General features: G+C 69.8%; 18 protein-coding genes. 8 read left to right on the top strand and 10 right to left on the bottom strand.

Annotation, left to right across the window (positions count from 1 at the left end):
- Position 1: 1 nt before the first annotated feature.
- Both AB0924_RS09690 and AB0924_RS09685 read right to left on the bottom strand, forming a co-directional pair.
- Positions 2-412, bottom strand: a complete 411-nt coding sequence (locus AB0924_RS09690; RefSeq protein WP_358927594.1) for a CU044_2847 family protein — start codon at positions 410-412, stop codon at positions 2-4.
- A gap of 108 nt (positions 413-520) precedes the next feature.
- Complete coding sequence (locus AB0924_RS09685) at positions 521-700, bottom strand: DUF6104 family protein (protein WP_003992906.1); 180 nt, start codon at positions 698-700, stop codon at positions 521-523.
- A 137-nt stretch (positions 701-837) separates the two neighbouring features.
- Between AB0924_RS09685 and AB0924_RS09680 the strand changes: the two genes are divergently transcribed.
- Together AB0924_RS09680 and AB0924_RS09675 are read left to right on the top strand one after the other, a co-directional pair.
- Complete coding sequence (locus tag AB0924_RS09680) at positions 838-1,731, top strand: DUF4097 family beta strand repeat-containing protein (RefSeq protein ID WP_358927593.1); 894 nt, start codon at positions 838-840, stop codon at positions 1,729-1,731.
- A 1-nt stretch (position 1,732) separates the two neighbouring features.
- On the top strand, positions 1,733-2,794 hold the full coding sequence (locus AB0924_RS09675; protein WP_366911071.1) for a PadR family transcriptional regulator: 1,062 nt from the start codon (positions 1,733-1,735) through the stop codon (positions 2,792-2,794).
- A gap of 73 nt (positions 2,795-2,867) precedes the next feature.
- Here the strand turns inward: AB0924_RS09675 and AB0924_RS09670 are convergent, their stop codons facing one another.
- Positions 2,868-3,833: a zinc-binding dehydrogenase gene (locus tag AB0924_RS09670; protein WP_358927591.1), complete on the bottom strand. Its 966-nt coding sequence runs from the start codon at positions 3,831-3,833 to the stop codon at positions 2,868-2,870.
- A gap of 229 nt (positions 3,834-4,062) precedes the next feature.
- Positions 4,063-5,283, bottom strand: coding sequence for an NADP-dependent malic enzyme (locus tag AB0924_RS09665; protein ID WP_358927590.1), 1,221 nt, complete (start codon positions 5,281-5,283; stop codon positions 4,063-4,065).
- Between the two features lie 567 nt (positions 5,284-5,850).
- Here AB0924_RS09665 and AB0924_RS09660 point away from each other — a divergent pair.
- The 3 genes from AB0924_RS09660 to AB0924_RS09650 are packed head-to-tail and all read left to right on the top strand — an operon-like array spanning position 5,851 to position 8,568.
- A complete protein-coding gene (locus tag AB0924_RS09660; RefSeq protein WP_358927589.1) occupies positions 5,851-6,813 on the top strand; it encodes an ABC transporter substrate-binding protein in 963 nt (320 codons plus the stop codon).
- A 31-nt stretch (positions 6,814-6,844) separates the two neighbouring features.
- Positions 6,845-7,774 carry an amino acid ABC transporter permease gene (locus AB0924_RS09655; RefSeq protein WP_358927588.1) on the top strand — a complete coding sequence of 310 codons (930 nt, stop codon included), beginning with the start codon at positions 6,845-6,847 and terminating at the stop codon, positions 7,772-7,774.
- Positions 7,771-8,568 (top strand): amino acid ABC transporter ATP-binding protein, encoded by a 798-nt coding sequence (locus AB0924_RS09650; RefSeq protein ID WP_366911070.1) that lies wholly within the window; start codon positions 7,771-7,773, stop codon positions 8,566-8,568. Before AB0924_RS09655 ends, AB0924_RS09650 begins: the two co-directional genes overlap by 4 nt.
- A gap of 66 nt (positions 8,569-8,634) precedes the next feature.
- Here AB0924_RS09650 and AB0924_RS09645 read toward each other — a convergent pair whose 3' ends face one another.
- The 3 genes from AB0924_RS09645 to AB0924_RS09635 form a co-directional block, all read right to left on the bottom strand.
- Positions 8,635-8,961: a hypothetical protein gene (locus AB0924_RS09645; protein WP_358927586.1), complete on the bottom strand. Its 327-nt coding sequence runs from the start codon at positions 8,959-8,961 to the stop codon at positions 8,635-8,637.
- 50 nt (positions 8,962-9,011) lie between these two features.
- Positions 9,012-9,317, bottom strand: coding sequence for a hypothetical protein (locus tag AB0924_RS09640; protein ID WP_358927585.1), 306 nt, complete (start codon positions 9,315-9,317; stop codon positions 9,012-9,014).
- Positions 9,318-9,628: 311 nt separating this feature from the next.
- Complete coding sequence (locus AB0924_RS09635; protein WP_358927584.1) at positions 9,629-10,393, bottom strand: class I SAM-dependent methyltransferase; 765 nt, start codon at positions 10,391-10,393, stop codon at positions 9,629-9,631.
- A 101-nt stretch (positions 10,394-10,494) separates the two neighbouring features.
- On the opposite strand from AB0924_RS09635, the gene AB0924_RS09630 reads away from it, so the two are divergent.
- Positions 10,495-11,124, top strand: a complete 630-nt coding sequence (locus AB0924_RS09630; RefSeq protein ID WP_358927583.1) for a CGNR zinc finger domain-containing protein — start codon at positions 10,495-10,497, stop codon at positions 11,122-11,124.
- Here AB0924_RS09630 and sodX read toward each other — a convergent pair.
- A complete protein-coding gene (gene sodX / locus AB0924_RS09625; protein ID WP_358927582.1) occupies positions 11,028-11,462 on the bottom strand; it encodes a nickel-type superoxide dismutase maturation protease in 435 nt (144 codons plus the stop codon). The genes AB0924_RS09630 and sodX overlap by 97 nt on opposite strands.
- A gap of 143 nt (positions 11,463-11,605) precedes the next feature.
- Between sodX and sodN the strand changes: the two genes are divergently transcribed.
- The gene (gene sodN, locus AB0924_RS09620) at positions 11,606-12,001 is read left to right on the top strand and encodes a superoxide dismutase, Ni (protein ID WP_004983535.1); all 396 of its coding nucleotides are present in this window, start codon (positions 11,606-11,608) and stop codon (positions 11,999-12,001) included.
- Between the two features lie 141 nt (positions 12,002-12,142).
- Here the strand turns inward: sodN and AB0924_RS09615 are convergent, their stop codons facing one another.
- The gene (locus tag AB0924_RS09615; protein ID WP_366911069.1) at positions 12,143-12,589 is read right to left on the bottom strand and encodes a VOC family protein; all 447 of its coding nucleotides are present in this window, start codon (positions 12,587-12,589) and stop codon (positions 12,143-12,145) included.
- Between the two features lie 47 nt (positions 12,590-12,636).
- On the bottom strand, positions 12,637-13,065 hold the full coding sequence (locus tag AB0924_RS09610) for a GNAT family N-acetyltransferase (protein WP_366911119.1): 429 nt from the start codon (positions 13,063-13,065) through the stop codon (positions 12,637-12,639).
- Between the two features lie 129 nt (positions 13,066-13,194).
- Here AB0924_RS09610 and AB0924_RS09605 point away from each other — a divergent pair, with 129 nt between their 5' ends.
- The gene (locus AB0924_RS09605; protein ID WP_358927580.1) at positions 13,195-13,593 is read left to right on the top strand and encodes a helix-turn-helix transcriptional regulator; all 399 of its coding nucleotides are present in this window, start codon (positions 13,195-13,197) and stop codon (positions 13,591-13,593) included.
- Positions 13,594-13,632: the final 39 nt, after the last annotated feature.

The following is a 13,632-nucleotide window of genomic DNA, read 5'->3' as shown; positions in this document are numbered from 1 at the left end:
CTCATGCGGAGCCGGGGGCCGGCGAGCGGGGCGGTGCTACTCCGCCCCCGGATGCCGCGGGATCCGCGCCGTCCCCGGCCGTCGCCGGTTCGGTCCAGGTCAGGGACACCGTCAGGGAGGACGTGCCGCCGCCCTGCGCTATGGCGCTCACGATCCTGCCCGACTGCGCCGTCAGTTCGATTCCGAAGCTGACGGACACCTCGACCGCGGCGGGCGTGTCCAGACCGGCGCGCAAGGAGCGCACGACACCACCGACCGTGCCGGCCAGACCGCCCGCCATGTCGACGACGCGGTCACCGAGCCCCGTGTCCCAGTAACCGCCCTCGTCGAGCGCCTCCTGGTCACGCCCGCCGATCCTGGCCCAGACGACCGTTCCGTCGTCGAGCCGTACGCGTTCGACTCCTCCACCCATGACGCCCCCGTTCACCGAATGGGAGAAGAAGGCTAACTCCGGTGACAGGTGAGGGGGAGGGGCAACGGACGATACGGCCGACTCGTCGGGCCGCTCGTGCTACTCGTCCTACTCGTCGTCCTCGTCGTCGAGCCGGGCGAGCCAGGTCGCGAGCCGCTCGACGGGCACCTCGAAGTCCGGGTTGAGATCGACGAAGGTGCGCAGTTGCTCGGCGAGCCACTCGAAGGTGACCTCTTCCTCGCCGCGCCGCTTCTCCAGCTCCTCGATCCCGCGGTCGGTGAAGTACATGAACTGCCTCTCCTGCGAATCCACCCGGCCCCTGTGGGCCCACCTACAGCCTATGCCTTGACTTTCCGCATCCACGATATATCGTGTTTCACAGAAGACGCGATATGGCGTGTCCGCGCCCCGGCCTAGGAGGCCCCATGTCCGAGTGGTCCATCGCCGACCCCCAGAAGCTGACCTTCGACACCCCGGTGCGCGACCTGCACGTCCGCATCGTCAACGGAACGGTGAACGTCGTCGGCACGGACGAAGGTTCCGCCCGCCTGGAAGTCACGGACATCGAGGGCCCACCCCTGATCGTCACCCACCAGGGCGGCACCCTCACCGTCGCCTACGACGACCTGCCGTGGAAGGGCTTCCTCAAGTGGCTCGACCGCAAGGGCTGGCGCCGCAGCGCGGTCGTCTCCCTCGCGGTCCCCGCGGACACGCGCGTGGAGGTGGGCGTGGTCGGTGCCGGCGCGGTCGTCTCCGGGATAAGCGGCGCCTCGGTGATCAAGGGTGTCACCGGTGACACCACCCTCGTCGGCCTCTCCGGGCAGGTCCGCGCCGACACCGTGTCCGGCAACCTGGAGGCCCAGGCCGTCACGGGCGACCTGCGGTTCCACTCGGTCTCCGGCGACCTGACCGTGGTCGAGGGCTCGGGCCCCTCCGTCCGGGCCGACTCGGTCAGCGGCTCCATGATCATCGACCTGGACCCGGACGGCCCCACCGACGTCGGCCTGACCAGCGTCTCCGGCGAGATCGCGATCCGCCTGCCGCACCCGGCGGACGCGGAGGTGGAGGCCAACACCGCGAGCGGCACGATCTCCAACGCCTTCGACGGACTGCGCGTGCACGGCCAGTGGGGTGCCCACAAGATCACCGGCCGGCTCGGCGCGGGCAACGGCAAGCTCCGGGCCACGACGGTGTCCGGCTCCATCGCCCTGCTGCGCCGCCCGCCGGGTGAGGACGAGTCCGACACCCCCCGCGAAGCCGGCACCGGCTCGCCCGCCGACGGCACGACCGACGGCACGACCGACAAGAAGGTGCTCTGACATGCCTCCCGTCTTCGCCCACGGCCGCCTGCGCCTGTACCTGCTCAAGCTGCTCGACGAGGCCCCCCGCCACGGCTACGAGGTGATCAGGCTCCTCGAGGAGCGCTTCCAGGGCCTGTACGCCCCTTCGGCGGGCACGGTCTACCCCCGGCTGGCCAAGCTGGAGGCCGAGGGCCTGGTCACGCACACCACGGAGGGCGGCCGCAAGGTGTACGCGATCACGGACGCCGGCCGCGCCGAACTCGCCGACAGAAGCGGCGAGCTGGCCGATCTGGAGCTGGAGATCCGCGAGTCCGTGGCGGAACTCGCCGCCGAGATAAAGGCCGACGTGCGCGGCGCGGCCGGCGATCTGCGGCGCGAGGTGCGCGCCGCCGCGTCCGAGGCCCGCCGGGGCTCAGGGAAGAACGGCGGCGAGGCGGGGCCCCTCGGGGAGAGCGGGGACCTCGGGGACAAGGAGGCCTGGCGGGCCGCCAAGGAGGAGATGCGCCGGGTCAAGCAGGAGTGGAAGGAGCAGGCCCGCCGCGCCAAGGACGAGAGCCGCCGGGCCCGCGAGGAGGCCCAGCGCGCCCGGCACCAGGCCCAGGAGGCCCAGGCGCGGGCACGGGCCCAGGCGCAGGAGGAGATGCAGCGCATCGCTCACCGGGTCCAGGAGCGCGTGCAGGACCACTTCACCCGCGGCGACTGGCCGACCGGCGTACGCGAGGGCCTGACCGAACTCGCCAAGGAGTTCGGCGAGTTCGGGAAGGAGTACGGCAAGGACCGGGGCTTCGGCCGCACCGCGGACGGATCGGGCGCCGGCTCGCGCAAGTCGGCCCCCGCGACGCCGGAGTACTCCGTACCCCCGGAGGACTTCCCGGCCGAGTACGAACCGTCTTGGGCGCACGAGGCCCCCACCGGCGAACCGGCCCGTGACCTGGACCGCCTGCTGGACCGCTTCCGCGACGACATCCGCGACGCGGCCCGCGACCACGGCGTCACCGCCGACCAGCTCAGGGACGCCCGCGGGCACCTGTCGGCGGCGGCGGCCCACATCGGCGCGATACTGCGCCGCCCGAGGGTCTGACCCGCCGGCGGCCGGGGCCCGCACGGCGGCGTGGCCTCGGCCCCCACCTGGGCCATGCCGCGGGCGGGCACGGTCACTCGTTCGTCAGCACGATCTTCCCGAACTGCTCGCCGGACGCCAGCCGTTCGAAGCCCTCACGGGCCCGGTCCAGCGGCAGGACCTCGTCGATGACGGGGCGTACGCCGGTGGCGGCGCAGAAGGAGAGCAGGTCCTCCAGCTCGTCCTTGGTGCCCATGGTGGAGCCGACGACCTTCAGCTCGAGGAAGAAGATCCGGGTCAGTTCGGCGTGCGAGGGCCGGTCACCGCTGGTGGCGCCGGAGATCACGAGCGTGCCCCCGGGCCGCAGGGACTTCACCGAGTGGGACCAGGTGGCGGCGCCCACGGTCTCGATGACGGCGTCCACACGCTGCGGCAGCCGGGCTCCCGACTCCACCGCCTCGACCGCGCCGAGTTCCAGCGCCCGCTTCCGCTTGGCCTCGTCCCTGCTGGTCGCGAAGACCCGCAGTCCGGCCGCCTTGCCCAGCACGATCGCGGCGGTGGCGACACCACCGCCGGCGCCCTGGACGAGGACCGAGTCACCGGGCCGCACCCCGGCGTTGGTGAACAGCATCCGGTAGGCCGTCAGCCAGGCCGTCGGCAGACACGCGGCCTCGGCGAAGGACAGCTCCTTCGGCTTGGGCAGGATGTTCCAGGCCGGCACGGCGACCTGCTCGGCGAACGTGCCCTGGTAGCGCTCGGTGAGGATGGAGCGGGGCTCCTTGGGGCCGACCCCGTGGCCGCTCTGTCCGATGACGGAGTGCAGGACGACCTCGTTGCCGTCCTCGTCGATCCCGGCGGCATCGCAGCCGAGGATCATCGGCAGCTTGTCCTCGGCGAGGCCCACACCGCGCAGGGACCAGAGGTCGTGGTGGTTCAGGGAGGCGGCGCGGACATTCACCGTGCTCCAGCCCGGCCGGGCCTCGGGGGCCGGACGCTCCCCCAACTCGAGTCCGGTGAGCGGCTGGTCGGGGTCGATTCGGGCGGCGTAGGCAGCGAACATGGCCTCGACGATAGGTGCGCCGCGCAGCCGGCGGAACGGCGGGGGGCTGTGACACATGCCCTCTTGCGCAAGGGCACCCGACCGGAGCAGCCCGGCGCGCGGCCACGGGGGGCCCAGCGGCCCCGCCCACCGGCCCGCGGCGGAGAGCACCCGGACGGGCGGCCGGCCGGGCAGGCGACCGGGCAGAAGAATGGCCCCGCCCGAACGGGCGGGGCCATCCGGCGCAACGTCAGCGACGGGCGACACCCTCGGCCCGGGCGGCCGCCGCCACCGCGGCCGTCACCGCGGGAGCGACCCGCTCGTCGAACGGCGACGGGATGACGTAGTCGGCGGCGAGGTCATCGCCCACGACGGCGGCCAGCGCCTCCGCGGCGGCGATCTTCATGCCTTCGGTGATCCGCGAGGCCCGCACCTGCAGCGCGCCCGCGAAGATCCCGGGGAAGGCCAGCACGTTGTTGATCTGGTTCGGGAAGTCCGAGCGCCCGGTCGCGACGACCGCCGCGTACTTGTGCGCCACCTCCGGGTGCACCTCCGGGTTCGGGTTGGCCATCGCGAAGACGAAGGCACCCTCGGCCATGGAGGCGACCGCCGCCTCCGCGACCGTACCGCCGGAGACGCCGATGAACACGTCCGCACCCGCCAGGGCGTCCTCCAGCGACCCGCTGAGGCCGGCCTTGTTGGTGAAGGAGGCGAGCTCGCGCTTGACCGGCGTCAGGTCCTCCCGGCCGGCCGACACGACGCCCTTGCGGTCCGCCACCGCCACGTCCCCGATGCCGGCTTCGATCAGCATCTTGGCGATGGCGACACCGGCCGCGCCGGCGCCCGAGATGACGGCCCGGAGCTGCCCGATCTCGCGGCCGCTCAGCCGGGCCGCGTTCCGCAGCGCCGCGAGCGTCACGACGGCCGTGCCGTGCTGGTCGTCGTGGAAGACCGGGATGTCCAGGCGCTCCTGCAGCCGGCGCTCGATCTCGAAGCACCGGGGCGCCGAGATGTCCTCCAGGTTCACTCCGCCGAAGGAGGGAGCGAGCCGGACCACGGTCTCGACGATGTCGTCGACGTCCGTGCAGTCGAGCGCGATGGGCACCGCGTCGACTCCGCCGAACTGCTTGAACAGGATGGCCTTGCCCTCCATCACGGGGAGGGAGGCCTCGGGTCCGATGTCCCCGAGTCCCAGCACGGCCGTACCGTCGGTCACGACGGCGACCACCGAGGACTTCCATGTGTAGTCGTTGACCAGTTCCGGCTGCTCCGCGATCGCGGTGCACACGCGCGCGACGCCGGGCGTGTACGCGAGGGAAAGGTCGTCCTTGTCGCGGACCGGAACGGTGGCCTGCACGGCCATCTTGCCGCCGCGATGGAGCGCGAACGCCGGATCGAAGGAATCCAGGGGCTCGGCCCCGTCCTGATCCGCGGTGTTGTCGCTGCGAGGATTGACGATCTCCGCTGCCACTTTGTCTTACCCCTTAGGTATGCATGGTTTGAGGGTCGACCACTCCTGGTGAGGGGTGGGCGGGCACCGCGCAGGCCCGGTTACCGATACGTACGAGCGGCTGCGCGACGGGCGCGCCGCACACGCGCCCTGAGCCCCGGATGAGGGGTGTAAAGAACCTTCTTACCGGACGGACGGCGCTGACGACGAGTCCATTAGGTGCAAGGTCACATCTGGGAACCAGAAAGCCACACAGGGGTGACACGCGGCTGACAGGACGGTCACACGGTTGGCAAGGGCCCTGCTGGATGGGAAAAACCACGATCTTCGCCGACCACATGGTGAGACGAGTAGAAGTTTTTACGGCTGAAGGCCGGGATCACCGCAGATGGTCCGGGGTGCGGTGCCGGGCAGGGGCCGTCCTGACGTGGTTGGGGGATCACCCGTTATCCGATTTTGACATTGCGACTCCCCTGGATGGGCTAACCCGAATGGCAAGATGCCGTAAACCCACGAGGTCGCGACACCCGAAGGGGTGTGTTTCCGTCGACCCATCGGCACCTCTCTCCACCCGCCGGAGGAACCACCATGACCGCAAGCTCCACCCGTCGTACTTCCGCCCGCGCCCGGACTGCAGCGGTCGGTGCGATCGCGGTCGCCGGCGCCCTGATCCTCACCGGTTGCGGTGACCAGACGGACAAGGGCAACGACGGCGGCTCCACCACGTCGTCCTCCGCCAACGCGCCGCTCGCCGACAAGCTCCCCGCCGACATCAAGAAGGCCGGCGTCATCAAGGTGGGCTCCGACATCGCGTACCCGCCGGTCGAGTACATGCAGGGCGGCAAGGCCGTCGGCATCGACCCCGACGTCGCGGACGCCCTCGGCAAGCAGCTGGGTGTGAAGTTCGAGTTCCAGAACGGCAAGTTCGACCAGCTCATCGTGGGTCTGCAGAGCGGCCGTGCCAGCGCGATCATGTCCGCGATGAACGACACGAAGGACCGCCAGAACGGCATCGACTCCGACACCGGCAAGAAGGTCGGCAACGGCGTCGACTTCGTCGACTACTTCACCGCCGGCACCTCGATCCTGGTCCAGAAGGGCAACCCGAAGGGCATCAAGACGCTGGACGACCTGTGCGGGCAGGTCGTGGCCCTGCAGCGCGGCACCACGTCCGAGGGCATCGCCAAGGCGCAGAACACCAAGTGCAAGAAGGACGGCAAGAAGGCCATCACGCTGCAGACCTTCGACACCGACCCCGAGGCGCTCCTCCGCCTGAAGCAGGGCGCGTCCGTCGCCGACCTGAACGACTTCCCGGTCGCCGCCTACAACGCCAAGACCTCGGGCGGCGGCAAGGACTTCGAGGTGGTGGGCGAGCAGATCGAGGCCGGTCCGTACGGCATCGCGGTCAGCAAGGACGACACCCAGCTCCGGGACGCCATCCAGGCCGCCGTGAACGCCATCATCAAGAACGGCGAGTACAAGAAGATCCTCGAGAAGTGGAACGTCACGCAGGGCGGGGTCACCGAGGCGAAGATCAACGGCGGCTCCTGAACAGTCTCGGCAACACTGAAGGGCTGTCACTGTGACTGACACGGTCGACAAGACTCCGGCGCCATCGGTGCCACCGGAGCAGATCAAGGCCATCCCGGTGCGCCACTACGGCCGCTGGGTGGCCGGTGTCGCCGTCATCGCCGTCCTGGTGCTGATCGGCCTCGCCTTCTCCAACGCGAACATCAACTACGGCGTCATCCCGGACTACCTCACGGACGGAACGATTCTGTCCGGTGTCTGGCACACGCTGTACATCTCGGTGCTCGCGATGGTCCTGGGCCTCGCCCTGGGCATCATCCTCGCGGTGATGCGCATGTCCTCGAACCCCGTCACCAGCACCGTGGCGTGGCTGTACATCTGGCTCTTCCGCGGCACACCGGTACTGGTGCAGTTGCTGCTCTGGTACAACATCTCGCTCGTGTTCCCCATCCTCAACCTGGGGTTCTACAAGGACGAGATGAACCAGGTGATGACCCCGTTCCTGGCGGCTCTGCTGGGTCTGGGTCTGAACGAGGCCGCCTACATGTCGGAGATCGTCCGGGCCGGCATCCAGTCGGTCGACCTGGGACAGACGGAGGCTTCGCACGCGCTGGGCATGACCCAGGGCAAGACACTGCGCCGGGTGATCCTGCCGCAGGCGATGCGGGTGATCGTGCCGCCGACGGGCAACGAGTTCATCAACATGCTGAAGACCTCGTCGCTGGCCTACTCGGTGCAGTTCCCCGAACTCCTGAAGCGGTCCACGGACATCTCCAGTACCTCGCTCGCGGTCGTGGAGATGTACTTCGTGGCCTCGATCTGGTACCTGATCCTGACCACGGTCTTCAGCATCGGCCAGTACTACCTGGAGCGCCGTTACGCCCGCGGCTCGACGCGCTCCCTGCCGCCGACCCCGTTCCAGCGTCTGAAGAAGAACCTCCGTCTGTTCGGTTCGTTCCGCCGCCCGGAGGTGGCCCGATGAGCAGTCTCAGCAAGGACGTCGTCCGGACGAGCGGCGGCCCCATGGTCAAGGCCGAAGGCGTGCACAAGTCCTTCGGGCTGGCGCACATCCTCAAGGGCATCGACCTGGAGGTGAACCAGCGTGAGGTCTTCTGCCTGATCGGCCCCTCCGGCTCCGGGAAGTCGACCTTCCTGCGGTGTATCAACCACCTGGAGAAGATCAGCGCCGGCCGGCTGTACGTCGACGGCGACCTGGTCGGGTACCGGCAGAAGGGCGACAAGCTCCACGAGTTGAAGGAGAAGGAGGTCGCGGCGCAGCGACGGGACATCGGCATGGTGTTCCAGCGCTTCAACCTCTTCCCGCACATGACGGCTCTGGAAAACGTCATGGAGGCGCCGGTCCAGGTCAAACGCGAGTCCAGGGCGGCGGCCCGGGAACGCGCCGAGCGGCTGCTGGACCGGGTCGGCCTCGGCCCGCGCAAGGACCACTACCCCGCGCAGCTCTCCGGCGGTCAGCAGCAGCGCGTCGCGATCGCCCGCGCGCTGGCGATGCAGCCGAAGCTGATGCTCTTCGACGAGCCCACCTCGGCGCTCGACCCGGAGCTGGTCGGTGAGGTCCTCGACGTGATGCGGGACCTCGCCGAGGACGGCATGACGATGATCGTCGTCACGCATGAGATGGGCTTCGCCCGTGAGGTCGGCGACTCGCTGGTGTTCATGGACGACGGCGTGGTGGTGGAATCCGGCCATCCGCGTGAGGTGCTGACGAATCCGCAGCACGACCGGACGAAGTCGTTCCTGTCGAAGGTCCTCTGATCATCAGAGTGCGGGAAAGGGCCGGTGCGGAAGGGGAGACCCTTCCGCACCGGCCCTTCTCACCGCTCAGTGCAGGTACGTGGTCCAGCCCTGGCCGGGCACGTAGACCTGGTGTCCCCGCTTCTCGATGATGTCACGTGAGTCGCAGGTCGCCTTGCTGCTGCCCGTCCCGGTGATTGTTCGCCCGTACTTCTTCGTGCGGTAGAACGTGTCGGTGTAGATGCAGCCGAGATAGGCGCGAACCTTTCGGCCGCACGGGTTCTTGGTGAAGTTGACCGTGTACGACTTGCCGCTCGTGGAACCGGTGGCGCTGACGGTACAACTCGGGTCGGCCTGGGCCCCGGCCACGAATACCGGAAGGCCGCTGAATGCCAGTACCGAGACTGCGCCCACGGCAACCTTCTGCCTGAGTTTCACGTTTCCCCCTCAGTTCGGCGCAGCCGTCAGCCGCTGATGTACCCGGTGTACGCGTACGAGATGAACTTCGCCTCGCCCCGCGGGCCCTTCTGGATGAAGCCCGTGAACAGGACGTAGTTCTGCGGCCCCTCCTTGAAGTCGTAGTCGCACACCTTCGGGTCGTTGAAGGCCCCGTCCGTGTCCGCGCACTGGCCGACACGGCCCGACCCGTCCATCGCCTTCCACTTCACGACGGCCCGCATGTCGTCCTTGCGCAGGTCGTTGACGATGAACTTGTCCCCGTCCGCGTCGAAACAGATGTCGTAGACGGATCCCTGGTCAATGGCACACACTTTGTGACTGGACGCGCTGGCGGGAGTCCCCGCCATCAATGTCCCGGCCCCCGCGATGGTCAGCGCGGTAACCAGGGACAGCGGTCGAAATTGCATTTCGGCCCTTTCCCCTCTCCAAGCCCCCCGAGGCCTTGGTGTGCACATCCGATCATCGAGCTTCAGAAAGCGCAAGGAATTTGCTGCCGCAACCCCGTTGGCCGGTCGGCTGCCGGATCGGCCGGTCAACGGAATTCAGGGGATTCACAGGGAGGTGGGCGACATGTCTGACCGCGTGCCTTTTCGCGCCCAGGTCCGCTCAGGGCGCCGCAGACCTACTTCACCGCGAGCAGCAGCGTGTCCGAGGGCGAGCACCACACCGGCCGCGCCTCCCCGAAGCCCTTCTCGCGCAGTACGCGCGCGTGCCAGGCCGGGGCCGGCATGTCACCGTCGGCGTGCTCGCCGTAGATCTCGAAGCGGCGGGCCGTCGGCTCGGCCAGGACCGGGTCCTCGGCGGCCACCCGCCACCACTCGGCCCAGTCCAGCGCGCCGTCCCGTCTGGCCTGATCCATGCGGGCGTGCCGCTGGGCACGCTCGGCGGCGTTGATCCTCGGGGTGCTCTCGTCGATCATGTGGTCCGCGTTCATGAACACACCGCCGGCGCGCACCAGTTCCGCGAGCCGTCCGTAGAGTGCCGCGAGGGGTTCGCTGTGCAGCCAGTGCAGGGCGGTGGCGGTCAGCACCGCGTCGTAGGAGCCGTACGGCAGCCGCGCCGGCCAGTCGGGGTCCTTGAGGTCGGCGGTGACGAAGGAGACGCGGTCGTCGCCTTCGAAGGTGCCGCGGGCGATGGTGAGCAGGGCCGGGTCGAGGTCGACCCCGGTGCTGGTGGCGTCGGGGAAGCGGGCCAGCAGCCGGGCGGTGATGGTGCCGGTGCCGCAGGCGAGGTCGAGTACGCGCGGTGCCGTGCCGGCGAGCGCCTCGACCATGTCGAGCATGATCCGGAAGCGCTCCTCGCGGTCCGGCATGTACCACTCCTGCTGCCGGTCCCAGCTCTCCTGCCAGGCGGCCCAGTCGGTTCCGGTGCTGGTACTGGTGGTCACGGAAAACCCCGTCTCCTCACGCACGCGTAATACCCTGGATGCACGACCGGCTGTTACCCGACCGCAGACACGACCATAGAGCGCCTCGGTAAGGACTACAAGTGGAACTGGCCTATTACTCGGATTACGCCGTACGCCTCGTCAACAGCGAGGAGCCGGTCCGGGGCAAGGACTCCCTGACCTCGGTCGAGGCTGTCCGCGACCTCTTCGGCGCCAACGCCTCGGCGGCCCGCCGCGCCGCCGACGCCGACGTCACCCGCTTCCGCTCGGTGCGGTCCCGGCTGCGTTCGGTCTTCGAGGCGGCCGACCGGGGCGACGAGACCCTCGCCGTCGATCTCCTCAACTCACTGCTGCTGGAGTTCCCGGTCAGCCCGCAGATCTCCGGCCACGACCACCGCGACGAGGACGGCCGCCCGCTGTGGCACATGCACCTGGCCGACCACCCCTCCAACGCCACCGCCGGCTACGCGGCCATCGCGGCGATGGGCCTGGCCTTCCACCTGACCGAGTACGGCGTCGACCGGCTGGGCCTGTGCCAGGCGGCCCCGTGCCGCAACGCCTACCTCGACACGTCCACGAACCGCTCCCGGCGCTACTGCTCCGACCGCTGCGCGACCCGCGCCAACGTGGCCGCTTACCGGGCCCGCAAACGCCTGGAGGCCGACCGGTCGGTGAGCAGCGGTCTCGCCGCGGAGAACACCCAGCGCGCGAGCGCCAGCGGCGAACGCTGACCCGGCCGCAGCGGCCGGTAGCGCAGCCGCGCCCTTCCCAGGACCAGTTCGTCGGGCACCACCCCGTAGTCGGTGCTGTCACCGCCGGCGTACGGGTTGTCCCCGAGCACCCACCAGCCGCCCTCCCGCCGCTCCACGGCACGCTTGACGACGAGCAGGTCCTGCTGGAAGGGGTGCCGCAGCACCACGATGTCCCCGGGCCGGACCGCGGCGCCGTACTGCAGGAGCAGCCGGTCCCCGTGGTGCAGGGTGGGCACCATGGACGGACCCGTCACCTCGGCCAGCCCGAAGGGCGCCCCGGTTCTCCCCCGCTCGCTCTCCTGCGACAGCTCCGGCATCCCGGTACCTCCCCGGTCCGTTCCTCCACCAGTCCAGTGTGACCCTGGACTTTTGTCCTAAGCCCTAGGGGGCACTCACGAAAACAGGTCCCTCAGGGAGTAATGTCGCACCTGAGAAGACGATCACGAGGAAGGAATGCTCCATGCTTTCCCGCCTGTTTGCCCCCAAGGTCAAGGTCAGCGCGCACTGCGACCTGCCCTGCGGCGTGTACGACCCGGCCCAGGCCCGCATCGAGGCGGAGTCGGTGAAGGCCGTCCAGGAGAAGATGGCCGGCAATGACGACCCGCACTTCCAGGCGCGTGCCACCGTCATCAAGGAGCAGCGCGCCGAGCTGGCCAAGCACCACGTCTCCGTGCTGTGGAGCGACTACTTCAAGCCCCCGCACTTCGAGAAGTACCCGGAGCTGCACCAGCTGGTCAACGACACCCTGAAGGCCCTCTCGGCCGCCAAGGCGTCCACCGACCCGGCGACGGGCCAGAAGGCGCTGGACTACATCGCGCAGATCGACAAGATCTTCTGGGAGACCAAGAAGGCCTGATCTCACGATCACGCCTGTGACCCGTTTTTCCAGGTCGCCAGGTCCGCCTCCCCGCACCCGGATCGTCAGCATGCCCGCGAGGGCGTCCTGACGGTCCGGGTGCGGTCCTTCGCGCACCTTTTTCCGCGCCGGTCGCGCCGGTCAGACCGCGGGTGGCGGGGGTGGCGGGTCCTCGCCGAAGACCCAGGGCGCCAGCACGACCTGCCAGCCGTCCGGGTCCTCGAAGAGGACGGCGCCGCGTTCGGTCCAGTACGGGTTCGCGGCGGGGACCGGGCTGTGCCCGTGGCCGGCCAGCCGGCGGGCGGCGACGGAGACGGCCTCGGGGCCGCGCAGGTACAGCACCAGCTGGTTCTCGGGGTGCGGCTCGGGGATGCGGGGCGGATCGCCGTGCTGGAGGAGTTCCATGTGCACCGGGGTGCCGGGCAGACCGACGACGATGCCGTCGTAGCCCGCGTGGCCGCGCCACTGGGCGAGCACGGGCAGACCGAGGACGTCGCGGTAGAAGACCACGACGTCGTCGTAGTGCGCGGTCGGCCGGGCGAACCGGACCGCTCCCACATCGAGGTGACCGGGCCAGGAATGCGTCATGGGACGAGGCTGGCACGCGCCGGCGGGAGACGGATCGGGCCGCGGACCTACAGCGGGAGACCGATGCCGCCGGGCGGGCGCACCATGAACACGTCGACCGGGTCCTGGGCTTCCACGACGAAGCCGTGACGCTCGTAGAGCCTGCGGGCGGCGCTGCCCCGCAGGACGTTCAGGGCGACGGTCGCCCCCTGGGCGTCGGCGTGCTCCAGCAGGGTGCGCAGGACGGCGGAGCCAAGCCCCCGGCCCTGATGACGCGGGGCGAGGTAGAAGTGCTCCAGCCACCGCCTGTCCCCGGCGCCGGGCCGGACCGTGACGCAGCCGGCGAATTCGCCGCCGCTCAGGACGACGGACGTGTACCGGGTGGAGAAGGAGTCCCGCAGCCGCTGCCGGACCCGGTGCTCGTCGTAGCGTCCGAGGCGTTCCAGGTCCGGGCGCATCACCTCGGCCCGCAGCTCGGCGATCGTCTCGATGTCCATGGTCGTCGCGGCCCGCGTCGACCACTCCGCGGCGCTCGCCCGGTCGGCCGGGTCCGGCCGTCGGCCGCCCGCTGTCGTCCCCGTGTTCATGGCTGGAGTATCGCAGCCGCACCGTGCCAAGCTGTCGGGATGAGCCTGGAGGACCTGGTACGGCTGCGGCGGGTGCGCGACCGCATGGACCGCGAGTACGCCGAGCCGCTCGACATGACCGAGCTGGCCAGGGGCGCCCACATGTCGCCCGGCCACTTCCAGCGCAGCTTCCGCAAGGCGTACGGGGAGACGCCGTACAGCTATCTGATGACCCGTCGGGTGGAGCGGGCCAAGGCGCTGCTGCGGCGCGGCGATCTGACGGTGACCGAGGTGTGCTTCGCCGTCGGCTGCACCTCCCTCGGCTCCTTCAGCTCCCGGTTCACCGAGCTGGTCGGCCTGACGCCGAGCGCCTACCGGGCCGGCTCCCACGAGGAGAGCGCGGTGATCCCGTCCTGCGTGGCCCGCTCGCTCACCCGGCCGCGCCGCCGGCCGTACTGAACGGTTCCGGCCCGCACCTCCGCGATCGCTCCGGCCGGG

This window comes from Streptomyces sp. NPDC047869 (genome assembly GCF_040704065.1).
GTDB lineage: Bacteria > Actinomycetota > Actinomycetes > Streptomycetales > Streptomycetaceae > Streptomyces.
The sequence above is the reverse complement of the archived record's forward strand: the minus strand, read 5'-3'. Positions and strand labels throughout refer to the sequence as shown.